This window comes from Alloalcanivorax venustensis (assembly GCF_047495515.1).
GTDB lineage: Bacteria > Pseudomonadota > Gammaproteobacteria > Pseudomonadales > Alcanivoracaceae > Alloalcanivorax > Alloalcanivorax venustensis.
This window is the reverse complement of record NZ_CP179934.1, coordinates 693,592-719,596: the sequence shown is the minus strand read 5'-3', so window position 1 is coordinate 719,596 and position 26,005 is coordinate 693,592. Positions and strand designations below refer to the sequence as shown.

Here is a 26,005-nt window from a genome sequence, read left to right as displayed (position 1 = left end):
GGACCCGTTGGCCTTAGCCGAAGCGGCCGGTGATGTAGGCTTCCGTGAGCTCGTGCTCCGGCCTGGTGAATACGGTTTCGGTGTCGTTGACCTCGATCAGCCGCCCCAGGTGGAAGTAGGCGGTGCGGTGGGATACGCGCGCGGCCTGCTGCATGGAGTGAGTGACGATGGCAATGGTGTAGGACTCGGAGAGCTCGTCGATCAGCTCTTCGATCTTGGCGGTGGCGATCGGGTCCAGCGCCGAACAGGGCTCGTCCATCAGCACTACTTCCGGGCTCACCGCGATGGTGCGGGCGATGCAAAGCCGCTGCTGCTGGCCACCGGAGAGGCCGGTGCCGGAAGAGTGCAGACGGTCCTTCACCTCGTTCCAGAGGCCGGCGCTGCGCAGGCTGTTCTCGACGATTTCATCAAGATCGTATTTTTTGTCCGCCAGACCGTGCAGCCGCGGGCCGTAGGCCACGTTGTCGTAGATCGACTTGGGGAACGGGTTGGGCTTCTGGAACACCATGCCGACCCGGGCGCGCAGTTCCACCACGTCCAGCTTGGGGTCGTAGAGGTCCTGCTCGTCCAGGTGCAGCTCGCCTTTCACCCGGCAGATATCAATGGTGTCGTTCATGCGGTTGAGCGACCGCAGGAAGGTGGATTTACCGCAACCGGAAGGACCGATCAGGGAAATCACTTCGTTCTTGCCGATATCCAGGCTGACGTCATGGATCGCCTGATTGTCGGCGTAAAACACGTTCACGTGGCGCAGCTTCATCTTGGGCGCGTCCACGAACGGCTTACCCACGGTTTTTTCCGGGTAGGGAGTATCCTGCATTGACCTTTCTTCCACGTCGATCAAGGGCTTCGCCGCATCATCATCGGCGCGGTTGCGGTTGTCCAGTTCTCGTGCGGTATCCATGTTCCTCTCCTTACCAACGGCGCTCAAGGCGCTTGCGCAGTACCACCGCCAGCGTGTTCATGGTGATCAGGAAGGCGAGCAGGACCATGATCGCCGCCGATGTCATGGCCACGAAGGACTGCTCGGGGCTGTCCGCCCACAGATAAATCTGCACCGGCAATACCGTGGCCGGGTCAGTGGGGCCACCGGGAATGTCGACGATAAAGGCGACCATGCCGATCAACAGCAGCGGCGCGGTTTCACCCAGTGCCTGGGCCATGCCGATGATCGAGCCGGTCAGCATGCCCGGCAGCGCCAGCGGCAGCACATGGTGCAGCACCACCTGCATCTTCGACGCGCCCAGGGCCAGGGCCCCTTCGCGCACTGAGGGCGGCACGGTCTTGATCGCGGCGCGGCTGGTGATAATGATGGTCGGCAGCGTCATCAGCGTCAGCACCAGACCGCCCAGCAGCGGCACCGAACGGGGCAACCCGAACAGATTGATAAAGATCGCCAGACCCAGCAGACCGAAGATAATCGACGGCACCGCCGCCAGGTTGTTGATGTTCACCTCGATGAAATCGGTGAATTTATTGCGCGGCGCGAACTCTTCCAGATAGATCGCCGCCGCCACGCCGATCGGGAAGGACAGGCAGAGCGTGACGAGCATGGTGAAGAAGGAGCCGACAATGGCGCTGCCGATACCGGCCAGCTCCGGCTCGCGGGAATCACCGTGGGAGAAGAACGAGGCGTTGAAACGCTTTTCCGTATCACCGGCCGCTTCCAGATCTTCGATCCACTGCTTCTGCTGATCGCCGAGACGGGCCTCGGGCCGCTTTTTCTCGGATGTTTTCAGATACAGGTCGACATCGTCGTCGGCCAGCAACCAGAGGTTGCGGGTGCCACCCAGCAGGCTGGGGTCGGCTTTCAGCTCGTCGCGCAGGTTGTAGCTGGCGCCGCTGCTCACCAGGGCATAGAGCTGGCGTTGCTGCTGACGGTCGTCGACACCGGGAAAGCGCTCGCGCAGCGCTTCCTTGATGACGCCACCGAAATTGGCGTAGTTGAGCTGCTCGTCGTCGCTGGCGTCGTCCACGCCGAGCACGTCCCGGTCGAGGCTGATTTCCAGCTGGATGTAGTGCTCGAAGAAGGCGCTGTGGCCCTTGCCGATAATGTCGGTGAACAGAATCAGCAGCGCCAGCAGCCCGACACCGATGGACAGAATGCCGTAAGCCTGGAAACGCTTCTCCTGCCGATAACGCCGCGCCAGGCTTTTACGTACTTTCGCCGTGGTCTCGCTCATTACGCCGCCTCCCGGTGGATTGTCAGTCGGTTCATTCGTACTGCTCCCGGTATTTCTTGACGATGTGCAGCGCGACCACATTGAGCACCAGGGTGGTAATGAACAGCATCAGACCGAGCGCGAAGGCGGCCAGCGTCTTGGCGCTGTCAAACTCCTGGTCACCGGTAAGCAGGGTGACGATCTGCACGGTAACGGTGGTGACCGCTTCCAGCGGGTTTACCGTCAGGTTGGCGGCAAGGCCCGCCGCCATCACCACGATCATGGTTTCGCCGATGGCGCGGGACGCGGCCAGCAGAATGCCGCCCATGATGCCCGGCAGCGCGGCCGGGAAGACCACCTTGCGAATGGTCTCGGACTTGGTGGCGCCCAGACCCAGGGAGCCGTCACGCATCACCTGGGGCACGGCGGTAATCACGTCATCGGAAATCGAGGAGACAAAGGGAATAATCATCACGCCCATCACCAGACCGGCGGCCAGCGCGGATTCGGAGGCCACGTCCAGCCCGATGCTTTCACCCACGTCACGGATGAACGGCGCCACGGTCAGGGCGGCGAAGAAGCCGTAGACCACGGTCGGCACACCGGCGAGGATCTCCAGCAACGGCTTGGCCACGGCGCGCACCTTGGCGTGGGCGTATTCGGCCAGGTAGATGGCCGACATCAGGCCAACCGGCACCGCCACCAGCAGCGCGATGGCCGAGATCAGCAGCGTGCCCATGAACAGCGGGATGGCGCCGAAGGCGCCTTCGGAGGCCACCTGGTCGGCGCGCAGGGCGGTCTGCGGGCTCCACTGGGTGCCGAACAGGAAGTCCACCGGCGACACCTGACCGAAGAAACGGATCGACTCGAACAGCACCGACATGACAATGCCGACCGTGGTCATGATCGCCACCAGCGCGCACAGCATGAACAGCACCCGCAGGATCTTTTCCACCTGCTGGCGGGCGCGCAGTTGCGGCGCGATCTTCAGCCAGCCCCAGGCGCCGCCGAGCATGGCGACGACGATAAAGACCACCGTCAGCGCCATGGTGTTGGTGCCGCGCAGCCCGCGCAGCAACTCGGCGGCGCCGGCGATCTCGGGGCGCACCGAATCCGCCGCCAGGGCGCCGCTGGCGACGTTCTGAATCTGGCTGAGCAGCAGGCCCCGACCGCCTTCGGTGGCCGGACGGACGTCCTCCGGCAGACTCAGCATCACCGTGCTTTGGATAATGGCGTCGTCGAAGATCAGCCAGGTGCCCAGTACCACCAGCGCCGGGATCGCGCACCACAGTGCCGCCCGCATCGCGTAGTAGAAGGGCAGCGACTCAAGGTGGCGTATTCCCCCCAAAGGCCGCGCCTGGGCCAGGGATTTTTGCCAGCCTATGTAGTAGGCCGCCGCCACCATGGCGACCAGCAGCAACAACAGGTTGCCTGTTTGCATGCCAACAACTCCGAGTGGATGATTTTCTCGCGCAAACCTGAGGTTTGAGAGAAAAAACCGGGTTTATCCGCGCCCCGCCGGGGCGAAGAAAGCCCGGTGACTCAGCGTCACCGGGCTTGGTTCGTTACGCGTCCCTGCGTAAGCCCACGTCCTGTCTTACAGTTCCTTACCGGTCATGCTCTTCAGGCTTTGTGCCTGCTTGGCCATCTTGGCGCGCATGTCGTCCGGCAGCGGAATCATACCTTTGTCGACCAGGTAGCCGTCCGGGCCCCAGGCGCGTTCGCTGGTGAATTCCTTGATGTAGCCTTCGATGCCGGGTACCACGCCCACGTGCGCTTTCTTCACGTAGAAGAACAGGGAGCGGGATACCGGGTAATCGCCGCTGGCGATGGTTTCCATCTGCGGCTCAACGCCTTCGATGGTGGCGGCCTGTACCTTGCCACGGTTCTGATCCAGGAAGGAGTAGCCGAATACGCCCAGCGCCTGCGGGTTGGAACCCAGCTTCTGCACGATCAGGTTATCGTTCTCGCCGGCTTCCACGTAGGCGCCGTCTTCACGGATGCTGCGGCAGATGGACTTGTACTTGGACTTGTCTTCTTTCTTGATGGCGGCGATCCAGTCGAAGGTTTTGCAACCGCCTTCGATGGCCAGCTCGTTGAACGCGTCACGGGTACCGGAGGTGGGCGGCGGGCCCAGCACTTCGATTTTGGTGTTCGGCAGGTCCGAGTTCACTTCGTTCCAGGTCTTGTACGGGTTGGGCACCAGCTTCTCGCCGCCCTTCGGATCCGGCACTTCCTTGCCCAGCGCCAGGAAGATATCGCGCTTGGACAGGTCGACCTTCTCGCCTTCGACGGAGTTGGCGATAACGATGCCGTCATAGCCGACCACGACTTCGGTGATCTCTTTAACGCCGTTCTTCTGGCACATCTCGAACTCGGACGCCTTCATCCGGCGGGACGCGTTGGTGATGTCCGGGTTCTCGGTGCCGATGCCCTGGCAGAACAGCTTCAGGCCGCCGCCGGAACCGGTGGATTCGATCTTCGGCGTCGGGTTGCCGCTACGACCGAAGCGCTCGGCCACGGTGGTGGCGAACGGGTATACCGTGGAGGAACCCACGATGGAAATGGTGTCACGGGCGATCGCGGTGGCCGGGGCGCTGGCGAGGGCCACGGCGGCGGCGGCGCCGACGAGAGTCGCTTTCATTTGAAATTTCACTGTTAGCCTCCTGGTTGCATGGCGCCGGCGTTGGTCTCAACCCGGCTTCTTCTCTTCAGGCATGACGCATGCTAGAGGCGATATGTGACAGCAACATTACATAAACCGGACTCTTTGCGCACCCGCACCGCTGCGCCCGGGACGCCCGGGGGCCCGGTTTTGCTGACCCCGGCGCCCATCACCCGTATAATCGCGCCGCATCGGACACCCCCGGCGAGGCTATTTTGACCCGACAACGCCTGCAGCTCCTGAAACGCTGGCAACAGCGCCTGACCGCCTTCACCTGCGGCGTCGGGCATCTGTGCGCCTGGTTTTCCCTGGCCATGGTGCTGCTGATGGTGCTGGTGGTGGTGCTGCGCTACGGGTTCGGCATCGGCAATATCGCCCTTCAGGAGAGCCTCATTTATTTGCATGGCTCTCTGTTCATGCTGGGCGCCGCCTACGCCCTGGCCCTGGATGAGCATGTACGGGTGGACGTGTTTTACCAGCATTTCAGCCCCCGCAAGCGGGCACTGGTCAATGTGCTGGGCACGCTGTTCCTGCTGCTGCCAGTGTGCGCGGCGATCTTCGGACTGAGTTTTCAGTATGTGATGCGCAGCTGGGCCGGCCTGGAAAAGTCCGACAACGGCGGCCTGCCGCTGGTGTTCCTGCTCAAGAGCCTGCTGCTGGCGCTGCCCGCGCTGCTGACCCTGCAGGCGGTGGCGGAGCTGATCCGCCACGGCCTGACGCTGGCCGGCGCCACCCCGCCGCAAGAGGATCTTGAGGACGAGGGGGACGCATGGAGCTGATCCCCCTGCTGATGTTCGTGGCCGTGGGCGTGACCCTGCTGAGCGGCTACCCGGTGGCGTTCTGCCTGGGCGGCGTGGCGTTGATATTCGCCGCCGGCGGCCTGCTCGGCGGCAGCCTGAGCATGACCGACCTGACGTTCCTGCCCGGACGGCTGTTCGGCATCATCGAAAACACCAGCCTGATGGCGGTGCCGCTGTTCGTGTTCATGGGCGTGATGCTGGAGAAATCCCGGGTCGCCGAGCGCCTGCTGGCCAGCATGGGGCGCCTGCTGGCGGTGTTCCCCGGCGGCCTGGGCCTGGCCATCGTACTGGTGGGCGCGCTGCTGGCCGCCAGCACCGGCATCGTCGGCGCCACCGTGGTGACCATGGGGCTGCTGTCGCTGCCCACCATGTTGCGCCACGGCTATAACCCGGGCCTGGCCACCGGCCTGATCTGCGCCACCGGCACCCTGGGGCAGATCATTCCGCCGTCCATCGCCCTGGTGCTGCTCGGCGACGTGCTCTCCACCGCCTACCAGGAAGCCCAATTGCGCCAGGGCCTGTGGTCGCTGGACACGGTGTCGGTGGGGGATCTGTTCGTCGGCGCGCTGGTACCGGGCCTGATTCTGGTCGGCATGTACCTGCTCTACGTGGTGGTGATCAGCACCCTGCGGCCGGAGCAGGCGCCGGCCATGAAACGGGAAGACGCCAACATCGAAGGCGGCGCGGAGGCGGTGTCCCTGCTGGGCGGGTTGGTGGCGCCGCTGCTGCTGATCACCGCGGTGCTGGGCTCCATTCTCACCGGCCTGGCCACGCCCACGGAAGCGGCCGGCGTGGGCGCCTTCGGCGCCCTGCTGCTGGCCGCGTTCGGCCGCCATCTGGACCGGCACATCCTGCGCGAAACGGTGCGCAGCACCACCCGCGTCACCGCCATGGTGTTCATGATTCTGATCGGCGCCAGCCTGTTTTCGCTGGTGTTCCGCGCGTTCGGCGGCGACGAGACCGTGGAGCACCTGTTCGACGCCCTGCCCGGCGGCGTGCTGGGCGCCACCCTGGTGGTGATGCTGATCGTGTTTCTGCTCGGCTTTATCCTCGACTTTATGGAAATCACCTTCGTGGTGGTGCCGATCGTGGGGCCGGTGCTGCTGTCCATGGGCGTGGACCCGGTGTGGCTGGGGGTGATGATCGCGCTCAACCTGCAGACCTCGTTCCTGACGCCGCCGTTCGGCTTCGCGCTGTTCTATCTGCGCGGCGTGGCGCCGCCGGAAGTGCGCACCTCGCAGATCTATAAAGGCGTGATACCCTTCATCCTGATTCAATTGACGATGCTCGGCATCCTGGCGCTGTTCCCGGAACTGGCCACCTGGTTGCCGGGGCTTTTATATGGATAACAAGACATGACCAACGACGACATTCCCCAACCGCAGGGCACGCTGGCCCTGCAAACCATCGCCATGCCCGAGAACGCCAACTGGAACGGGGATATTTTCGGCGGCTGGCTGGTATCGCAGATGGACCTGGCCGGCGCGGTGACCGCGCGGGCGCGCGCCAAGGGCCGGGTCGCCACGGTGGCGATCGACTCCATGGCGTTTCTGCGGCCGGTGCCGGTGGGCGCGGTGGTGAGCTGCTACACGCGGATGCAGGACATCGGCCGCAGCTCCATGCAGATTCTGGTGGAAGTGTGGATCGTCGAGGATGAGGGCGGTCTGGCGAAGGTCACCGAGGGGCACTTCACGTTCGTCGCCATCGACGAGAACGGCCGCACCCGCTCGGTGCCCCGGGACTGAAACGCCGAAGGGCGCCTTACGGCGCCTTCTGGCCCAACACCGTGGAACGGACGTTAAGCGCGGACTGCTCGGCCACCGCGATGTACGGCATCACCGAATCCCGGAAGTCGCGATAGGACTCATAAATCCGCCGCGCCTGGTCGTTGCCGGCGACCAGATCCTCCACCGCCTCCTGGCTGGTTTTTTCCAGCACCTCAAGCACCTCGTCCGGCAGCCGGCGCAGCTCGACGCCGTGCTCGTTCACCAACTGCTTGAGCGCTTCCGCGTTGCGCGCGGTGAACTCGTCGTAGATGTGCTGGTTTTCGGCTTCGGCGGCGTTCTTGACGATGGCCTGCAAATCTTCCGGCAGCGCGTCCCACTTCTCCTTGTTGATCATCATCTCCAGCATGGCGCCGGGTTCCTGCCAACCGGGGTAGTAGTAGTACTTGGCCACTTTGTGCAGGCCGAAGGTCAGGTCGTTATAGGGGCCGACCCAGTCGGCGGCGTCCAGGGCGCCGGTCTGCATGGAGGTGAACACCTCACCGCCGGGCATCTGCACCGGGGTGGCGCCGATGCGCTGCATCACTTCGCCGGCCAGGCCGGGGGCGCGGATCTTGAGCCCTTTGATGTCTTCCAGGCTGTTGATCTCCTTACGGAACCAGCCGGCCATCTGGGTGCCGCTGTTACCGCACGGCAGCGGCTTGAGGCCGAACTCGCCGTACAACTCGTCCCACAGCTCCTGGCCGCCGCCGAAGTTGACCCAGCTGTTGAGCTCCTGGGCGGTGAGGCCGAACGGCACCGCGGTGAAGAAGGGCGTGGCCGGGTGCTTGCCTTTCCAGTAGTAGGAGGCGGAGTGGCCCATCTCGGCGCTGCCGTCGCGCACCGCGTCGAATACGCCCATGGCCGGCACCAGCTCGCCGGCGCCGTGCACCTTGATGGTCAGACGGCCGCCGGACATGGCGGTGACCCGTTCCGCGAAGCGGTTGGCGCCGGTGCCCAGGCCCGGATAATTCTTCGGCCAGGCGGTGACCAGCTTCCACTCGCGGACTTCGTTATCGGCGGCTTTGGCCGGGGCGTTGTCGCCGCCGGCGGCCGGCTTGTTCTCGCTTTCGTTCTGGCCGCAACCGGCCAGCGCCGCGGCGCCCAGGCCGAGGCCCAGCGCGGAGACGAATTTACGACGATCCATGGAACTCTCCCGTTGGTTTTATTGTTAGTGGGCCGCCGGGCGGCCCTAGATCACATCGAGTCGGGCGTACTGGCTGACCAGCCATTTGGTGCCGACGCCGTCGAAGTTGATTTGCAGCCGCGCATTGGGCCCCTGGCCCTCGAAATGCAGCACCGTGCCCTCACCGAATTTGGGATGCAGGACGCGCGCCCCCAACACAATACCATTGGCGTCCTGCTGGCGCGGCCCCCCGGCCCCGCCGCCCAGCGGACGGCTGAAGCCGGCCCGGGCGCGCACCTCCTCGACCAGCTCGGCGGGAATCTCCCGCAGAAAGCGGCTGGGCGGGTTGAGCGTTTCGTTGCCGTACAGGCGCCGGCTTTCCGCGTGGGTCAGGTAGAGCTCGCGCATCGCCCGGGTCAGCCCCACGTAGCAGAGCCGCCGCTCCTCGGCGAGACGCACCGGATCGTCCGAGGACATCTGGTGCGGGAACAGGCCCTCTTCCAGGCCGGTGATGAACACCACCGGAAATTCCAGCCCCTTGGCGGAGTGCAGGGTCATCATCTGCACCGCGTCCTCATGGGCATCGGCCTGGCCTTCGCCGGATTCCAGCGCGGCGTGGTCCAGGAAGGCGCTGAGCGGATCCTCCTCGCCCTCTTCGTCACCGAACTGGCGGGTGGCGGAAACCAGCTCGCGCAGGTTGTCCAGGCGCTGCTGGGCTTTTTCGCCCTTGTCCTGGCCGTGGTAATCCAGCAGTCCGCTGGCGGCGATCACGTGTTCGGTGGTTTCCGCCAGCCCTAACCCTTCGGTTTCCTCGTCCAGCTTGTCCACCAGCTTGAGGAAGGCGAGCAAGGCATTGCCGGCGCGGGCGGTGAGCAGCCGCTCGTTGATCAGCGCCGCCGCCGCGTCCCACAGCGGCACGCCGCGCTGGCGGGCCAGATCGCGGAGGATCTCCAGGGTCTTGGCGCCGATGCCCCGGGTGGGGGTGTTGACCACCCGCTCGAAGGCGGCGTCCGCCCGGCGGTTGTTGAGCAGGCGCAGGTAGGCCAGGGCGTTCTTGATCTCGGCGCGCTCGAAGAAGCGCTGGCCGCCGTAGATGCGGTACGGAATACCGGCCTGCAGAAAGGCCTCCTCCAGCACCCGGGACTGGGCGTTGGAGCGGTACAGCACCGCCATTTCCCGGCGCGCCATGCCCTGCTGGCCCAGGCTTTCCACCTTGCCGGCGATAAAGCGCGCTTCGTCCACCTCGTTGAACCCGGCGTACAGGCGGATCGGCTCGCCGTCGCCGCCGTCGGTCCACAGCTCCTTGCCGAGCCGGTCACTGTTGACGCTGATCACCGCGTTGGCGGCGTTCAGGATGGTGCCGGTGGAGCGGTAGTTCTGCTCCAGGCGCACGGTACGGGTGTCGGGGAAGTCACGGCTGAACTTGTGGATGTTCTCGATCTTGGCGCCGCGCCAGCCGTAGATGGACTGGTCGTCGTCGCCGACGATGGTGGCGGCGTTGTCGTCGTTGGTGAGCAGCCGCAGCCAGGCGTACTGAATGGCGTTGGTGTCCTGGAACTCGTCCACCAGAATGTGCCGGAAGCGGCGCTGATAGTGCCCGCGCAGCTCGTCGTTGTCGCGGAACAGCTCCAGCACACGCAGCAGCATCTCGTTGAAGTCCACCAGGCCGCCCCGGGCGCAGGCTTCCTCGTAGGCCAGATAGATTTTCTGCATGGTCTGCAGAAACAGGTCGCCGCCGGCCACGTCCATATGCGCGGCGCGCAGGCCCTCGTCCTTCTGGCCGTTGATGAACCAGGTGGCCTGGCGCGCCGGCCAGCGCTGTTCGTCCAGCCCCAGCTCGCGGATCACCCGCTTGATCAGACGCTGCTGATCGTCGGCGTCGATGATCTCGAAGTTCTGCGGCAGGCCCGCTTCCTGCCAGTGCTGGCGCAGCAGGCGGTGGGCGATGCCGTGGAAGGTGCCCACCCACATGCCGCCGGCGGGCATGTCGAGCAGCTGCTCGATGCGGCCGCGCATTTCCGCCGCCGCCTTGTTGGTGAATGTCACGGCGAGAATACCGAACGGCGACGCCTGTTCGGTGGCGATCTGCCAGGCGATACGGTGCACCAGCACCCGGGTCTTGCCCGAGCCGGCACCGGCCAGCACCAGCAGGTGCCGGTCTTCGGCGGTCACCGCGTCGCGCTGAGCCGGGTTAAGGCCTTCAATAAGGGAAGTCACATCATCCATGGCGGCGGAGTTTACCAGAACCGCCGCTTTGGCGCGGCAGGTTGTGACGCAGCCCCGGTGATCCGGTTTCCCTTCGCGGTGGGGCTGGGTAAACTGCCAAAGAAAAAGCCGGGCGTCACTTATGCCTACGGGTTCCCGAGCCATACGCGGGAGCGACTTACTCACCGGCGCCCAAGGCTCCGAGCCTGGAATCTTTATCCGTGTCGACAGCATTCGAGTCACAACCAAGCAAGCAGCAGCAGGCCGTGACCCGCGCTCAATGCCAGCATCTCCTTTCCGGGATCAAAGGCATGAACGTGCTGGAAGGCCTGGCGGTGATCGCGGCGACCTGGGCTTACTGGGACTCGCCGGTGCCGCGCGCCACCTTGCTGGTGTGGGCACTGGCGGTCACCACGCTGATTCTTGCCCGGGTGAGCTGGCTGCTGTTGAGCCGGCCGCTGCGCAACGGCGACCGCGCCGATCTGCGCAAGGTGTCGGTGAGCGTGCTGGCCACCGCGGTGGCGATGGGCATCGGCGGCTTTCTGTTCAACCCCACGGACACCCTGCTCTCCGAGTCGATGCTCTACGCGCAGCTGACCATGAGCAGCCTGGGCACCGGCCTGAGCATCCTGGCGCTGTCGGCGTACAGCAGCCATTTGCCCACCGTGCTCATGTATCAGATTTGCCTGCTGGCGCCGTCGTGCGTGCAGCTGCTGCTGGCCAACGACAACGAGCCGGCCCTGGCGGCCATGCTGGTGGCCACCGGCGCCTTTCTGTTCGTCGCCGCCCGCCGCATCAATATGACCACGCACCAGGCCCTGGATCTGCAGATCAGCAACACCGCGCTGATTGACTACCTGGACCGGGCGCGGGCCAACGCCGAAGCGCTCAATGAAAAACTGGCCGACGAAATCATGGAACGCAAGGAGGCGCGCCGGCGCCTGCAGGAAGCCAACGACCGGCTGGAGTCCATGGTCAGCGACCGCACCCGCGCCCTGGAGCAGGCCAACCGGGAATTAAGCGCCACCGGCGAGCGCCTGCAACTGGCGCTGGACGCCAGCAACATCGGGCTGTGGGACTGGAATCTGGTCACCGGCACCAATTACCACACCAACTTCGACCGGCTGCTGGGCTACGAAAGCGAGTATTTCAGAAACTTCTTCGGCGACCTGCAGCAACTGGTCCACCCGGACGATTTCCCCGCCATCCGCCGCGCCATGATCGCCCACTTCAAGGGCGAGACCGACCGCTACCACGCCATCTACCGGCTGCGCCACGCCGAGGGCCCCTGGTGCTGGATCGAGGACGAAGGCCGGGTGGTGGACTGGAACGACAAGGGCCGCGCCCTGCGCATGATCGGCACCCGCCGGGACATCACCGCCACCCGCGAAGCCCAGGAACAGCAGCGGCTGGCGGCGACGGTGTTCGAGAACGCCCCGGAAGGCATCTTCATTCTGAACCGCAACTTCCAATTCCTGGCGGTGAACGCCCGCTTCGAGCAGATCACCGGCTACCCGGAGCAGGACGTGCTCGGCCGCACCATCGCCGACACCGACCACATCGACCGCAACCGCAGCACTTACCGCGCGATCACCCTGGCGCTGCGCCGCACCGGGTTCTGGGAAGGCGAGATCAACGAACGGCGGCGCAACGGCGAGCCCTTCCCGGAATGGCTGCAGATCAGCAGCGTGCTGGACGAGAAACAACGGGTGATCCGCTATGTGGGGATGCTGTCCGATCTGACGTCGCGCAAGGAAGCCGAGGAGCGGGTGCAGTTTCTCTCCAACTACGACCGCCTCACCGGCCTGCCCAACCGGGCGCTGTTCCGCGAACGTCTGCAGCGGGCGCTGACCCTGGCGCGGCTGAACCGGGAAAAAGCGGCGCTGCTGATGATCGACCTGGACCGCTTTAAACCGATCAACGAAAGCCTCGGCCATGAAATCGGCGACCGCCTGCTCAAGCTGGCCGCGGAGCGCATCTGCCGGTGCGGCGTCAACGATGAAAACCTGGCCCGGGTGGGCGGCGACGAATTCACCCTGGTGCTGGAAAACTGCGGCGCCGAGGCGCAGATCGGCGTGCTCTGCCAGAAACTGATCAACATGATGAAAAAGCCGTTCCTGATCGACGGCCATGAACTGCTGCTGGGCGCCAGCATCGGCATCAGCGTGTTCCCCAACCCGGGCCAGGAAGCCCAGTCGATGATCAACCAGGCGGAGATGGCGGTGCATCAGGCGAAACGCAGCGGCGGCAATAATTTCCAGTTCTACCGTACCGGCATGCAGATGGCGTCGGTGGAACAGCTGGCGCTGGAGACCAGCCTGCGCAAGGCGATCTTCAAGAACGAATTCGTGGTCCACTACCAGCCCAAGATGGACCTGGCGGACAGCCGCATCTCATCGGTGGAAGCGCTGGTGCGCTGGCAGCACCCGACCATGGGCCTGCTGGCGCCGTCCGAGTTCATTCCGCTGGCGGAAGAATCCGGCCTGATTTCCGCGATCGGCGAGCTGGTGCTGGAGCGCGCCTGCCGTCAGGCGCGGCAGTGGCTGGATCGGGGGCTGGGCGATATCCGCGTGTCGGTGAACCTGTCCGCCCATCAGTTCCGCAAAGGCAACCTGGCGGACGTGGTGGACCGCATCCTGGCGCTCACCGGCCTGCCGGCGGAACTGCTGGAACTGGAGCTCACAGAGAGCCTGATCATGGAAGACATGGACCAGAACATCGCCCTGCTGGAGCGGCTGCGCGCCCGCGGCGTGGGCCTGTCCCTGGACGACTTCGGCACCGGTTACTCATCGCTTAATTATTTGAAGCGGTTCCCGGTGGATACGCTCAAGATCGACCGCACCTTCATCACCGACCTGGCGGACAACCCGGACGACGCGGCTATCACCCGGGCCATCATCGAGATGGCGCACAGCCTGACCATGAGCGTGGTGGCGGAAGGGGTGGAAACCGACCAGCACCTGAACATCCTGCGCGAAATGGGCTGCGACAGCATTCAGGGTTACCTGATCAGCCGGCCGGTGCCGGAGGATCAACTGCACGACATCCTGGCGCTGCAGCAACAGGGCCAGGCCGGGGACGGCCCCGCCTGACCCTCCGCTTGCCGGCTATTGGTCGAGAATCGCCAGGGTCTCCGGCTTCTCGAAAAACGGCGCCAGATGACGGCGCAGCCAGGCGTCCAGCAGGCCACGCTCGCGCAGCAGCCGCAGCACCGGCGGCGCGAAACGGCGGGCGTCATCGAGCAGGTCGTCGCGGGCAATGCCCACTTCGTCGATCAGGTCGCGCAGGGTGGTGTCGCCGTACTTTTCGAAGAAGGCATTGATGCCGGTGTCCAGCATGGTGGCGAAGTAATCGCTGTGCCGGAACTCCCGCCAGAAATCATAGCCGATCACGAACAGTTCCTGGATGTCCTCGCTGCTGAGCAGCTCGCGCAACTCGGTCACCGGGCGCTCGGCGAAGTCCTGCCAGGCCACCAGCACCAGTTCGCGCAGCTCGCCCAGGTTATCGTCGCTGTACAGCCAGGGGTCGGACAGCAGCGCCTCGGTGCGCTCCAGCAGCCACTCCTGCAGACGCATCTCCAGGCTGGCCCGCCAGCGCGGCGGCAACCGCCGCCCCACCAGGCCCCGCAGGCTTTCCGGGATGCCCTGGTGCAGCCAGGTCTTGAGGCCCAGATGGGCGCCGCCGGCCAGCAGTGCCAGCAACACCGGGTTGCTGCTCAGCCAGCCCACGCCCCGCCGGGACAGCGGGATCTCCAGCACCTTGTCGACCAGCGCCGCCACGGTGCTCTCGTCCACCAGCTCGCCGACCCGGCGCTCTCCCTGGATACCGTGGTTATAGAGACGATCCACCATCTCGCCCACCAGCTCCGGAATGCCGCCGCCCAGCTCCATCTGCACCGCGTATTTGCGCACCGTGACGCCGATCTGCTCGGCGGTCACCGCTTCACTCAGGCGCACCGTGTCGGCCTGAGCCAGCAGAGCGTCCAGCTCCTGTTCCAGCCAGTCGTCCAGGCGGTCCGGGTCGAGGGACTCGCTGAGATGAGCGATCAGCGCCTCAAGTAAACGATTTGCCTTTTCTTGTTTATTTGCCGTCACGACATGCCTTCCTTAACCAAGGGCCACTTGCCCACTGCGCGGGCGAATGTATCATCGTTCAATGTAACAATCATCAGAGGTACTTAACCATGGCGATCAACATACTGCCCACCCGCCGGAACCTGCGCTTCAAGCTGAACCCCAGCAAAGCGCTGACCTGGCACCAGGACGGGCGCAACGTGAGCCAGTTTCTCAATACCCTGAGCCTGTTTTTCCCGGTTGGCGAACGCTTCTTTATCGACAGCGTGCGCCACTATCGCGATGTCGTCCAGGACCCGGAACTGAAGAAGGCGGTGACCGCCTTTATTGGCCAGGAAGCCATGCACGGCCGCGAGCACGAAGAGTACAACGGCTTCGTCAATGAGGCCGGCGTGCCCATCGAAGCCCAGGAGCAGCTGGTCGACAATCTGCTCAAGGCGGTGCAGAAATACACCCCGGCGTCCTTCCAGCTGGCCGGCACCGTGGCCCTGGAGCACCTCACCGCGATCCTCGCCGACGGCCTGCTCAGCCTGCCGGAGATCATGGAAGGCTCCGATGAGGGCTACCGCGCCCTGTGGAACTGGCACGCCCTGGAAGAGACCGAGCATAAAGCGGTGGCGTTCGATGTCTACCGGCTGGCGGTGGGCAGTGACGACCAGGTCGGCGCCTACGCCATGCGCAGCTTCGCGCTGGTGTTCTCCACCAGTGTGTTCTTCGCCCTGTTCCTGCCGTTCTACCTGCACAACGTGCGCGTCAGCGGCGGCCTGTTCGACGGCAAGGGCTGGCGCGCGGTCGCGCGGCACACCCTGGGCAAGAAAGGCATCTTCCGCTACACCGCCAAGGCGTGGCTGGATTGGTTCAAGCCCGGCTTCCATCCCTGGGACCACGACAACCGTGAGTTCCTGGAGCAGTTCGACGAGCTGGTGGCCCACGCTCTGGAAGAGGCGGCCTGACCGCCTCACCCCCCTCTGACTTCCCGGATCGCGACGCGATCATTCCTCAAGCCGGCTCCCCGCCGGCTTTTTTTTGCGCCGTTCTCCAGGGGTGGGCTCTTTGGATGTTCGGTGCTCCGTATCCGAGACGCGGTGCAATGGTGGTGCCTTCCGGGACCGCTCAAGCCATCCATGGCCGCTGTTAGTTTGGCCCTCCCTGGCCAAACAGCTCCCTCCAGGCACCACCATTGCCCCGCTCACTTGGCAGCGTCACCGCCACGGGTCAGATCCACCCTCTCAGAGAAAGCGCCAGGCCTTTGAATTTTCCAAGGAGCGCCGGGATCGGGTGGGCTCTCTGGAGAAAAAGGTCTCTGGTATCCCGCCGGGTGGCTAACGCCACCCTTTCGCGGGCAGGGCCCGCTCGCACAAGAGCGGGTTACTCGGAGCGGTCGGAGGACATGCCGTCCTTTTGGGTGTCCACCACACGCTCGTCGCCGAGCATGCGCACGTTGGCCGGCGGCGCGTTGCCGTCCCGGTCCTCGCCGAAGTACAGCGTGGTGTGCGGGAACGGAATCTCGATGCCGGCCTTGTCGAAGTAGATCTTCACCAGACGGTTGTAGGCGCGGCCCACCGCCCACTGGTTGCCCGGGGTGGTCTTGATCACCACGCGGATGTTCACCGAGCTGTCGGCCAGGGCGGTGACGCCGGCCACCGTCATCGGCGCCAGGATGTTGTCCTTGTGCGGCCCTTCCTTGAGCTCCTCGAAGGCGGCTTCCAGCTGGACGATGGCATCGTCGATGCTCTCGCGGTAGCCGATGCCGTATTCACCCACGTGGTTGCCGTATTCGCGGGTGAAGTTGGACACCGCGTCCACCGAGGAGAACGGCACGATGTGGTAGGTGCCGTACAGATCACGCAGCGCCACCGAACGGATGCCGACGCGCTCCACGGTGCCGGAGTTGCTGCCGGCGGTGACGAAGTCGCCGGTGTTCATGGCGTTTTCCAGCTGGATGAAGACCCCGGTGATCACGTCCTGGACCAGCTTCTGGGCACCGAAACCGATGGCCAGGCCGAGCACACCGGCGCCGGCGATCAGCGGGCCGATATTGATGCCGATTTCCGCCAGCACGATCATCAGCGTCATGATGATGATGGCGATGGCCAGGGTGGTGTGGAACAGGCCCATCAGAGTGTTGGCGCGGGCCACGGTGGCCGGGTCGGCGTCCTCGGCCGGGGTCAGCTTGTGCTCCAGCAGGCTGGCGATGCCGATCCAGACCGCCGCGGCGACGGCCAGGATCACCAGAATATGGATCACCACGCCGACCGTCTGGGCGCCGGCGGCGGTGGCGTACCAGGCGGCCAGGTCGTACACCTCCCAGGCGTCCAGGGAGAGGATCACCACCAGCGCCAGGATCAGCGCACGGATCACCTTGAGGCCGGTGGGCACATAGGTGTTCACCCGCGCCTGCAGGCGCGGCAGCTTTTCGTTAACGCGGTCGGAAAGCTGGATTTCCTTGCCGATCATCTGCGTCAGCACCACCGACACCAGCAGGCCGACGCCGACGTAGATCAGCGTTTCCAGGGTCGCCAGGGCGACGTAGGGCAGCGCCGTTTCCGGGTTGATCACGGTGACCGCGAACACCATCAGCGCATAGGCCAGCGCGGCCAGGTGCCAGAGGCGGGCGCTGACGCCCAGGGCGAGCCGGCCGGGGCCGGTGGTCGCCTCGGCTTTATCGAGCAGCCGGTCACGGATCACGGTGCGTTTCTTGAGGATCACCGCCACCGCATAGAGCAGCGCCAGCAGCATCACCAGGGTGCCCACGGCGGTGCCCAGCACCGGAGACATATGGAAATTCAGAATCGGCACCAGCACCAGCATGCCGTAGCCGATAAAGCCGGTCAGATTGGCCAGGAAACGGTTGGCGTAGCGGGCCTGGCCGGCGCCCACCGGGATCAGCCGCAGGCCTTCATAGCCGGAGGAGAACATCATCCGCAGGGCGGCCTTGACCAGCTCCACCACCAGGAAGGCGTTCAGGAACAGCGCCAGGCGGGTGGCGTCGGCGTTCACTTCGTTGACCAGCAGGGAGGACACAAAGCCGCCGGCCACATAGGCCAGCGCCACCACGATCACGTCCACCAGGGCGGCCACCGCCACGGCGACGATGGTGCGCAGCATGGCGAACTTTTCCGAGCCGCGCTGGGCCCAGGCACTGAACGACCGGAAAGCCGGCGAGGCGATGGCGCGCAGCACCAGGAACACCACGAAGGTGGCGATCACCAGAATCGCCAGATTGACCGCCGCGGCGCCCACTTCCTGCAGGTTCACCTCACTGGCCACGGCGTCGTCGGCCTGCGCTTGGCCGGCGCCCACCAGGCCGCCCACGGCGGCCCCGAGCGCCGCGAACTGCTCGCCCATGTTGGCGGCCAGATTCCCGGTGGTGGCGGCCATGCGGCGGGCGAACGACACCTCTTCGGGCTGTTGGTCGCTGGGGGACTCCGCGGCGATCTGTTCCGCGGGGACCGTGCCTTCCTCGTCAACGCTGGCGCGGGCGGCCTGCAGGGCCCGCAGCTCCTCGATCAACGCGTTGCGCGAGGCGTCGTCTTCGATCAGGTCCGCCAGGGTGCCGTAGGCGGGATCGCTGTCCGCGCCCGCCTCCTGGGCCAAAGACGGTGCCGCCAGCAGCAGCATGACCAGGGATAACAGGCCGGCTAGGGCCATGGACGTGAGACGGTGTAAAGGCACGCTCTCCTCCTTTTGAATCAGTGCGCAGGGCCACCGTACGCTAAAGGGTCGCACGGCATTAATGCGTGAAGACTACGACAAGACGGCGCTCGATTCGACGGCGCCGGCGGGGTTATAACAAGAAATCAACGAGATTGACCCAAACTACGCGGCAAACCGGTCAGGCGGCCAACGGCGTAGTTTGACTGTTACATCAAACGGTGTAAACGTTCTTCCCCAAGTGGATTCGACGAGAGACAGACGCATGGAACAGTGGCATCACCGTACCGTGATTCGGGACGGCATCAACCTGGCGACCCGGCGGCGGGGCAACCCGGACGGCCCGGCGGTGCTGTTCGTCCACGGCTACCCGGATAACGGCGACGTCTGGGACGCGGTGGCCGAAGCCCTCGGCGACGACTACCACCTGATCACCTATGACGTGCGCGGCGCCGGCGCCTCGTCCTCGCCGCGCGGCCGCCAGGCCTACCGCCTGGAAGAACTGCGCGACGATCTGTTCGCGGTGATCGATGCCCTGAGCCCGGGCCGGCCGGTGCACCTGGTGGGCCACGACTGGGGTTCGATCCAGGCCTGGGAGGCGGTCACCGAACCGGGGGCGGAAAAGCGCATCGCCTCCTACACCAGCCTGTCCGGGCCCTGCCTGGACCATGTCGGGCACAGCATGCGCGGCACCGGCGCCGCCGATCTGACGGCCAGCCTGCGGCAGCTGGCGAAGAGCTGGTACATCGGCGCCTTCCATATCCCCGCCCTGGCGCCGATGGCCTGGAAGCTGGGCCTCGGTGACGCCTGGCCCGACCTGTTGCGGCGCACCGAAGGCCTCAGCGCGCCGGTCAGCGCCACCCAGACCCGGGACGGCGCCCAGGGCGTGGCGCTCTACCGGGCCAACATGCTGCCGCGCCTGCTGCACCCCCGGGAGCGGCGCACCACGGTGCCGGTGCAGCTGCTGGTGGCGCGCCGCGACCGCTATGTGGGCCCGGCGCTGCTGGACAGCGTGCCGCCCTGGACCGGCCAGTTGTGGCGCCGGGAGCTGAACACCGGCCACTGGGGCCCGTTGCTGGGCCACGCACCGCTGACCGCCCGCTATCTAAAAGCCTTTATCGAGCATATTGAAGGGGCGCCGGCGGACGCGGCCCTGCAGCGGGCCCGGGTGACCGCCGCCGACGGACCGGACAGCGGCAAGCTGGTGGTGATCACCGGCGCCGGTTCCGGCATCGGCGAGCAAACGGCGCTGGCGTTCGGCGCCCGGGGCGCCACCGTGCTGTGCACCGACATTGATCCGGATTCCGCCGCGCGCACCGCGCGCAAAATCCAGGACGCCGGCGGCCAGGCCCTGAGCCGCAAGACCGACGTCGGCAACAGCCGCTCCATGGAGGCGCTGGCGCGCTACGTGGACAAGGAGCTGGGCGCCCCGGACGTGGTCGTCAATAACGCCGGCATCGGCCTGGCCGGCCCGCTGCTGGACACCACCGTGCAGGACTGGAAGCAGGTGCTGGACGTGAACCTGTGGGGCGTGATCCACGGCTGCCGGCTGTTCGCCCGGCAGATGGTGGACCAGGCCAAGAGCGGCCATATCGTCAACGTCTCTTCGGCGTCCGCCTATCTGCCGTCCCGGGCGCTGCCGGCCTACGCCACCAGCAAATCCGCAGTGCTGATGCTCACCGAGTGCCTGCGCGCGGAACTGGCGGACCAGGGCATCGGTGTGTCGGCGATCTGCCCCGGCATCATTGATACACCGATCACCGGCCGGGCCCGCTTCGTCGGTGTCGACGACGACGAGCAGAGCCGCCGCCGCGACGCCGCCCAACGGCTTTACCACAAGCGCGGCTTCACCGCCGACCGGGTGGCCCGCGCCATCGTCGACGCGGTGCAGGGCAACCGCGCCGAAGTGCCGGTGAGCGTGGAGGCCAGCGGCATGCGTCTGATCGGCCGCTGGGCGCCGGGGCTGGCGCGCCGCCTGGCCCGCCTGGACGTGGCGCCATGACGATGGCGTCCCGGATGCATGGCACCGGGCCGGCAACCGGTCTATCATCGCGCTCATGAGTTCTTCACGGAAATCCCCGGCGGCGATTCTACGCCGCCTCAAGCAAAGCGCGCCCGACGGTAAAGGCGAACTTCCGGAGCTGGAAAAGCGCCAGGAGTTCACCATCGACCAGCTGGCCCGCGAAGCCGGCTCCACGGTGCGCAACGTGCGCGCCTACCAGGACCGGGGCCTGCTGCCGCCGCCGGAAAAGCGCGGCCGCACCGGCATTTACACCGATGTGCATCTGGCCCGCCTGAAGATCATCGGCGCGCTGCTGGAGCGCGGCTACACGCTCAACAACATCCGCGATCTGCTCAGCGCCTGGGAACAGGGCCGCGACCTGAACGACATTCTCGGCCTGGAAGTGGCGGTGACCTCCTGGCAGAACCCGGAGGTGCCCTCCTACAAGGATTATCAGGATCTGATCGACGATTTCGGCGAGGACATCACCCCGGAGGTGATGACCAAGGCGGTGTCGCTGGGCTATATGATCCCCGAAGGCATGCGCCTGCGCGTGCCCTACCCGCGCATCTACAACGCCGGCAAGGAGCTGGTGGAAAACGGCGTGCCCCTGGACGCGGTGCTCACCCATGTGCGGCTGGTGCGCCAGGAAGTGGACAAGCTCGCCGAGCGCTTTATCGACATGATCGTCGAGCACCTGGTGGACGAGAAGTACGGCCCCAACAGCCTGCCCGAAGGCGAGGACGTGGCGCGCCTGGCGGAATTCATCACCCGCATCCGCCCGCTCGCCGAGGCGGTGGTCAACGACGAGCTGGGCCGGGTGCTGGAGAAGAGCATCAACAAGGTGCTGGTGGACCGGCTCGAGAACGTGCTGGCGCATTTGGAAAAGCACCACTAGAACGAACACCCTCCCTCTCTGGAATCCCGCCAGCAAGCTTTGCTTGCCTTTCGCGGGCGGGGCCCGCTCCCACCGGGCCCGCGGTCAGGAATATTGAGCGATCACCCGGTCGCGGATCGAGGGCTTGATGTTGGCCCGGCTCATGTCGCCGTCGTAGTGCGCCACCACGCGGTGGTCCATCACCCGGAACCACAGCGGCGGTATCCACGCCAGCAGGATCATCGAGGCGTAGCCGCCGGGCAGCTGCGGTGATTCGTCGAAGTGCCGCAGGGCCTGGTAGCTGCGCGTCGGGTAGGCGTGGTGGTCGGAGTGGCGCTGCAGCTGATACAGAAAGATGTTGGTGACCCGGCGGTTGGAGTTCCAGGAGTGCTCCGGCCGGCACCGTTCGTAGCGTCCGTTTTCCTTCTTCTGCCGCAGCAGGCCGTAGTGCTCCAGGTAGTTCACCACCTCCAGCAACTGGAAACCGAACAGGCTCTGGATAATCAGGAACGGCAGCACCGCCCAGCCCAGCCAGACGATCAGCGCGCCCCATAACAGCACCGACAGGCCCCAGGCCTGCAGGTTGTCGTTGCGCCAGTGCCACACCGATTTGCCCTGGCGCTCCAGGCGCTGCTTTTCCAGGTGCCAGGCGGATTTCAGGCTGCCCAGCACGGTGCGCGGCAGAAACTCCCAGAAGGTTTCCCCGAAGCGGGACGAGGCCGGGTCCTCCGGCGTGGACACCCGCACATGATGGCCGCGGTTGTGCTCGACGAAGAAGTGCCCGTAGAACACCGGCGCCAGCGCCAGTTTGGCCAGCCACTTCTCCAGGCGGTCGTTCTTGTGGCCCAGCTCGTGGCCGGTATTGATGGCGATGCCGGTGGCGCAGCCGGTGGAGATCGCCAGCCCCAGGTAGCTGTACCAGGGCAGGGCCCAGGTGCCGGCCACCCAGGCGGCGTAGACGAAAGCGCCGTACAGCATTGGCACCGAGATATAGACCGCGTAGCGGTAATAGCGGTCGTTCTCCAGCTCGCTGACCCGGTCTTCCGGCGGGTTGGCGGTTTCCTCGCCGAGGATCACGTCGAACAGGGGAATCACCCCGAACACGAACAGAAACCCGAACCACCACATCACCGGCCAGCCGGTGAGCTGGACCATCTGCACCGCGCCCACCGGCAACAGCATGGTGAGGGTGCTCAGTAACCACCAATAACGGCGGGTGTCCCGCCATTCCGTATTCATCGCCGCCGTATTCATGTTGTTATCCTCCTGGCCGGCCTCTGGTTATTTCATCATCAAACCCGCCATTGAACACTGTCAATATGAAAGCCGTTGCTTTTTAACCGGCGGGTAGCATTTCGCTGGCTTTTTGTAGCTTCGCCTCCCGCGACTTGAACCATCGTGCCAATCTGGCGATGAACCCCTACACCCCATAAAACAATAACCGGGAGGCGGTATGATTCATCGACTGATGCTCAGCGTGTTGCTGGCCCTTTTTCTCAGTGCCTGCGGAGGCGGCGGCGGCGGCAACGGCGGCGGCGCCCCCAGCCCCAATAACCCGGCGCCACCGCCGGAGCCGGAACCCGAAGAGCCCGCCCAGCCGACTCTGCCCGAGCAGCGCCCTTCCCAGGTCAGCGCGCCGTTCGCCGACTACGGCCGGGTGCTCAATGTGCTGCCGCCCGGCCAGGACGACAACGGCGGCCTGAGCAACCTGACCGCCGACATTCCCGGCCTCTCCGACCTGATCAGCACGCTGCTCGATGACCTGGTGGCGGAAACCGGCCTGGTGCCGGCGCTCAGTAAAGAGCCGCACTTCGACGACCAGCTGGACCTGTACGACGCGCTGGTGCGCAGCCCCGAAAACCTCACCGACGGCGAGCTCGGCGACTACTTCAAGGACGCGCCGCTGCTGGCACCGGACGCCGGCGACTGGGAAAGCGAGATCACGGTGGCGGCGGGCAACCGCAGCGTGGCGATCAAGCGCGACCGCTTCGGCGTGCCGCATATCTTCGGCGACAGCCGCCCCGACGCCCTGTTCGGCACCGGCTACGTGACCGCCGCCGACCGCCTGTTCCTGCTCGACGTGCTGCGCCGCGCCGGACGCGGCGAACTGTCAAAGTTCCTCGGCCCGGCGGACTTCTCCTTCGACCGGGACATCGCCGTGGACGCGCCCTACCGGGAGGAAGACCGCACCGAACAGATCGCCAACGCCATCGCCCGCTTCGGCGACGACGGCGCGCAGATCTACCAGGACGCCGTCCACTATGTGGCCGGCCTCAACAAGTACGTGGAAGACGTGCAAAGCGGCCTGCTCAAGGCACCCATCGAATACGTGGGCCTGGGCGTGCAACTGGAGCCCTTCGTGATCGAGGACGTGGTGGCCATCGCCACCCTGATCCAGGGCATCTTCGCCGGCGGCGGCGGCGGCGAGCACGACAACGTGCTGCTGCTTCAGGCGCTGCGCGAGCAGACCGGCTCCGACCAGGCCGCCTGTGAACTGTGGCGCGACCTGCGCCACGCCACCGACGGCGAATCCTCGGTGACCACCGAACGGCGCTTCGCCACCCAGTCGCCGCCGGAGATCGACGAGACGCTGTGTCCGCTGTCCGGCGAACTGGCCGGCCGCTTCCCGGGCGCGGTGCTGTTCGACGCCGGCTCCTTCCAGAGCTACCAGCCGCTGACCACCGAGCCCTGCGGCCCCCCGGGCCAGCCCACCTGCCCCACGGCGGTGGGTAATGTGCCGGCCCTGCCGGGCACCGGCGCCGTGGGCGGCTTGCTGGACGCGGTCGGTGAGTTGCTCGGCGGCCTGCTGTCACTGGCGTCGTCCGACCTGCCGGACGGCGAACCGACCCTGGCGGCCCGCTGGGCGCGGGTCACCATCGAGTTCGATGAACTGTGGCGCGACACCCCCGAGCCCACCGCCCTGCCCGGCGCGCTGAGCGACGCCCAGCGGCTCGCGGTGCGCGAGCGGGTGGGCCAGCTGGCCAAAGGCGTGGCGGGCCTGCGCGACGGCTTCCCCAACGCCATCTCCAACGCCCTGCTGCTCAACGGCGAACACAGCGCCAGCGGCCGGCCGCTGGCGGTATTCGGCCCGCAAACCAGCTACTTCGTGCCCCAGTTGCTGCTGGAAATGTCGGTGCACGGCGGCGACATCAACAGCCGCGGCATGACCTTCACCGGCCTGCCCTATGTGGTGATCGGGCGCGGCCCGGATTTCGCCTGGAGCGCCACCTCCGGCAGCTCGGACCTCACCGACGTGCGCGTGGTGCGCCGTTGCCAGCCCGCCGAGGCGCCGGCCCACGGCGAAGGCGGCTACCAGGTGGGCGGCCAGTGCCGGCCTTTCGATGTGATCGACGAGACCTGGGCGGCGCGCTGGAACCTGGCGGTGCCCACCGACGACCCGGCCACCATCGGCCAGAACGTGGCGGTGCAGCGCCGCGTGATCCGCACCGCCGAGTACGGCCCGGTGATCGGCTTCGCCGCCGTGGGCGGCCAGCCGGTGGCGCTGACCCGCCAGCGCAGCACCTATTTCGCCGAGCTGGATACCGCGCTGCCGTTCCTGCAGGCGACCCGCAACGACGTCCACGACGTGCGCAGCTTCCAGGAGGTGTTCAACAACACCACCGGCAGTTTCAACTGGTTCTACATCGACGACCGCGACATCGCCTTCTTCCATTCCGGCCTCTATCCGCGCCGTGCCGCCGGGGTACACCCGGAGCTGCCCAGCTGGGGCAACGGCCAGTTCGACTGGCAGGGCTTCATCGACCTGGAGGCGCACCCCAACGACGCCAACCCGGAGCGCGGCTACCTGGCCAGCTGGAACAACCGCCCGGCCCGCGACTGGTGGGCCGCCGACGCCAACGCCACCTACAGCTCCGCCCACCGCAACGACATGCTCGACGTGCGCCTGCGGGATCTGGTGCAACAGGGCAACGTGACCCGCGCCAACATGGTCGAGGCCATGGGCGACGCGGCGGTGGTCGATCTGCGCGGCCAGGAGGTGCTGCCCAAGGCCCTGGCGCTGCTGCAAAGCACGCCGGTCACCGGCGACGAGGCCTCGGTGGTGGAGATGATGCAGGCCTGGGTGGACGGCGGCGCCTACCGGCGCGACCGGGACGGCGACGGCGAATACGACGCCCAGGCGCAAGTGGCGCTGATGGACGCCTGGTACACCCGGATGATCGAGACGCTGCTGCCGCAGGTCACCGCTCTGGAAGACACGACGGCCGGCAATGTGTCGCTGGTGGGCCGCGACAATGCGCCCGGCGCCGGCGGCTCGGCCTACCAGAACGGCTACTACGGCTACCTGGAGCGGGTGCTGGAACAGGCCCTGGGCAACAGCGCACGGCCCTACCAGCGGCTGCGCTGCGCGGACAGCGACCGCGCCGAGGTCTGCCGCGCCGCCCTGGCGGAAAGCCTGACGCTGGCCCTGGACGATCTCGGCGGCCTGGCGAACAGGGACAACTGGGACGTGGACGAAAGCCTGGACGCCATCCAGCACCGCGCCATCGGGCTCTCCTCGGTGCCAGCGATCCACTGGCAGAACCGCCCCACCTTCCAACAGGTGGTGGAGTTCACCAACCACCGCTAAGCCCCGAGAAACAAAGGATGGTGGGAGCGGGCCTTGCCCGCGAAAGGGAGCGAAGCTCCCGGCAGGATTCCAGAGACGCTGTTGGTACGC

General features: G+C 66.0%; 17 protein-coding genes. 8 read left to right on the top strand and 9 right to left on the bottom strand.

Features of this window, described 5'->3' with window-relative positions; all coding sequences use genetic code 11:
* Positions 1-13: 13 nt before the first annotated feature.
* The 4 genes from pstB to ACMG4O_RS03390 all read right to left on the bottom strand — a co-directional run bounded on the left by pstB (position 14) and on the right by ACMG4O_RS03390 (position 4,806).
* Positions 14-904: a phosphate ABC transporter ATP-binding protein PstB gene (gene pstB, locus ACMG4O_RS03405; protein ID WP_414434443.1), complete on the bottom strand. Its 891-nt coding sequence runs from the start codon at positions 902-904 to the stop codon at positions 14-16.
* Between the two features lie 10 nt (positions 905-914).
* Positions 915-2,183 carry a phosphate ABC transporter permease PstA gene (gene pstA / locus ACMG4O_RS03400; RefSeq protein ID WP_335628231.1) on the bottom strand — a complete coding sequence of 423 codons (1,269 nt, stop codon included), beginning with the start codon at positions 2,181-2,183 and terminating at the stop codon, positions 915-917.
* A 31-nt stretch (positions 2,184-2,214) separates the two neighbouring features.
* The gene (gene pstC, locus ACMG4O_RS03395) at positions 2,215-3,603 is read right to left on the bottom strand and encodes a phosphate ABC transporter permease subunit PstC (RefSeq protein ID WP_142947698.1); all 1,389 of its coding nucleotides are present in this window, start codon (positions 3,601-3,603) and stop codon (positions 2,215-2,217) included.
* A gap of 156 nt (positions 3,604-3,759) precedes the next feature.
* Positions 3,760-4,806: a substrate-binding domain-containing protein gene (locus tag ACMG4O_RS03390; RefSeq protein ID WP_142947699.1), complete on the bottom strand. Its 1,047-nt coding sequence runs from the start codon at positions 4,804-4,806 to the stop codon at positions 3,760-3,762.
* 236 nt (positions 4,807-5,042) lie between these two features.
* Here ACMG4O_RS03390 and ACMG4O_RS03385 point away from each other — a divergent pair, with 236 nt between their 5' ends.
* From ACMG4O_RS03385 to ACMG4O_RS03375, 3 genes are read left to right on the top strand one after another with little or no spacing between them, the layout of a single operon-like run.
* Complete coding sequence (locus ACMG4O_RS03385; RefSeq protein ID WP_414434442.1) at positions 5,043-5,606, top strand: TRAP transporter small permease subunit; 564 nt, start codon at positions 5,043-5,045, stop codon at positions 5,604-5,606.
* On the top strand, positions 5,597-6,976 hold the full coding sequence (locus tag ACMG4O_RS03380) for a TRAP transporter large permease (protein WP_335628232.1): 1,380 nt from the start codon (positions 5,597-5,599) through the stop codon (positions 6,974-6,976). The genes ACMG4O_RS03385 and ACMG4O_RS03380 overlap by 10 nt, the downstream gene beginning before the upstream one ends.
* A 6-nt stretch (positions 6,977-6,982) precedes the next feature.
* Positions 6,983-7,372 carry an acyl-CoA thioesterase gene (locus tag ACMG4O_RS03375; protein ID WP_067610440.1) on the top strand — a complete coding sequence of 130 codons (390 nt, stop codon included), beginning with the start codon at positions 6,983-6,985 and terminating at the stop codon, positions 7,370-7,372.
* Positions 7,373-7,388: 16 nt separating this feature from the next.
* On the opposite strand, the gene ACMG4O_RS03370 is transcribed toward ACMG4O_RS03375, so the two are convergent.
* Positions 7,389-8,537, bottom strand: a complete 1,149-nt coding sequence (locus ACMG4O_RS03370; protein WP_414434441.1) for a TRAP transporter substrate-binding protein — start codon at positions 8,535-8,537, stop codon at positions 7,389-7,391.
* Between the two features lie 45 nt (positions 8,538-8,582).
* Positions 8,583-10,742: a DNA helicase II gene (gene uvrD / locus ACMG4O_RS03365; RefSeq protein WP_414434440.1), complete on the bottom strand. Its 2,160-nt coding sequence runs from the start codon at positions 10,740-10,742 to the stop codon at positions 8,583-8,585.
* Positions 10,743-11,032: 290 nt separating this feature from the next.
* On the opposite strand from uvrD, the gene ACMG4O_RS03360 reads away from it, so the two are divergent.
* On the top strand, positions 11,033-13,813 hold the full coding sequence (locus tag ACMG4O_RS03360) for a GGDEF domain-containing phosphodiesterase (RefSeq protein ID WP_142947703.1): 2,781 nt from the start codon (positions 11,033-11,035) through the stop codon (positions 13,811-13,813).
* A gap of 15 nt (positions 13,814-13,828) precedes the next feature.
* On the opposite strand, the gene ACMG4O_RS03355 is transcribed toward ACMG4O_RS03360, so the two are convergent.
* Positions 13,829-14,815: a hypothetical protein gene (locus ACMG4O_RS03355; RefSeq protein ID WP_335628233.1), complete on the bottom strand. Its 987-nt coding sequence runs from the start codon at positions 14,813-14,815 to the stop codon at positions 13,829-13,831.
* A gap of 89 nt (positions 14,816-14,904) precedes the next feature.
* Between ACMG4O_RS03355 and ACMG4O_RS03350 the strand changes: the two genes are divergently transcribed.
* Positions 14,905-15,747, top strand: a complete 843-nt coding sequence (locus tag ACMG4O_RS03350; protein WP_370210535.1) for a metal-dependent hydrolase — start codon at positions 14,905-14,907, stop codon at positions 15,745-15,747.
* Positions 15,748-16,162: 415 nt separating this feature from the next.
* Here the strand turns inward: ACMG4O_RS03350 and ACMG4O_RS03345 are convergent, their stop codons facing one another.
* Complete coding sequence (locus ACMG4O_RS03345; protein ID WP_414434439.1) at positions 16,163-18,469, bottom strand: mechanosensitive ion channel domain-containing protein; 2,307 nt, start codon at positions 18,467-18,469, stop codon at positions 16,163-16,165.
* 244 nt (positions 18,470-18,713) lie between these two features.
* On the opposite strand from ACMG4O_RS03345, the gene ACMG4O_RS03340 reads away from it, so the two are divergent.
* Positions 18,714-20,450 carry an SDR family oxidoreductase gene (locus ACMG4O_RS03340; protein WP_414434438.1) on the top strand — a complete coding sequence of 579 codons (1,737 nt, stop codon included), beginning with the start codon at positions 18,714-18,716 and terminating at the stop codon, positions 20,448-20,450.
* Positions 20,451-20,505: 55 nt separating this feature from the next.
* Positions 20,506-21,348: a MerR family transcriptional regulator gene (locus ACMG4O_RS03335; RefSeq protein WP_067609793.1), complete on the top strand. Its 843-nt coding sequence runs from the start codon at positions 20,506-20,508 to the stop codon at positions 21,346-21,348.
* Positions 21,349-21,432: 84 nt separating this feature from the next.
* Here the strand turns inward: ACMG4O_RS03335 and ACMG4O_RS03330 are convergent, their stop codons facing one another.
* Complete coding sequence (locus tag ACMG4O_RS03330) at positions 21,433-22,581, bottom strand: alkane 1-monooxygenase (protein WP_370183670.1); 1,149 nt, start codon at positions 22,579-22,581, stop codon at positions 21,433-21,435.
* Positions 22,582-22,780: 199 nt separating this feature from the next.
* On the opposite strand from ACMG4O_RS03330, the gene ACMG4O_RS03325 reads away from it, so the two are divergent.
* Positions 22,781-25,915: a penicillin acylase family protein gene (locus ACMG4O_RS03325; RefSeq protein ID WP_414434437.1), complete on the top strand. Its 3,135-nt coding sequence runs from the start codon at positions 22,781-22,783 to the stop codon at positions 25,913-25,915.
* Positions 25,916-26,005: the final 90 nt, after the last annotated feature.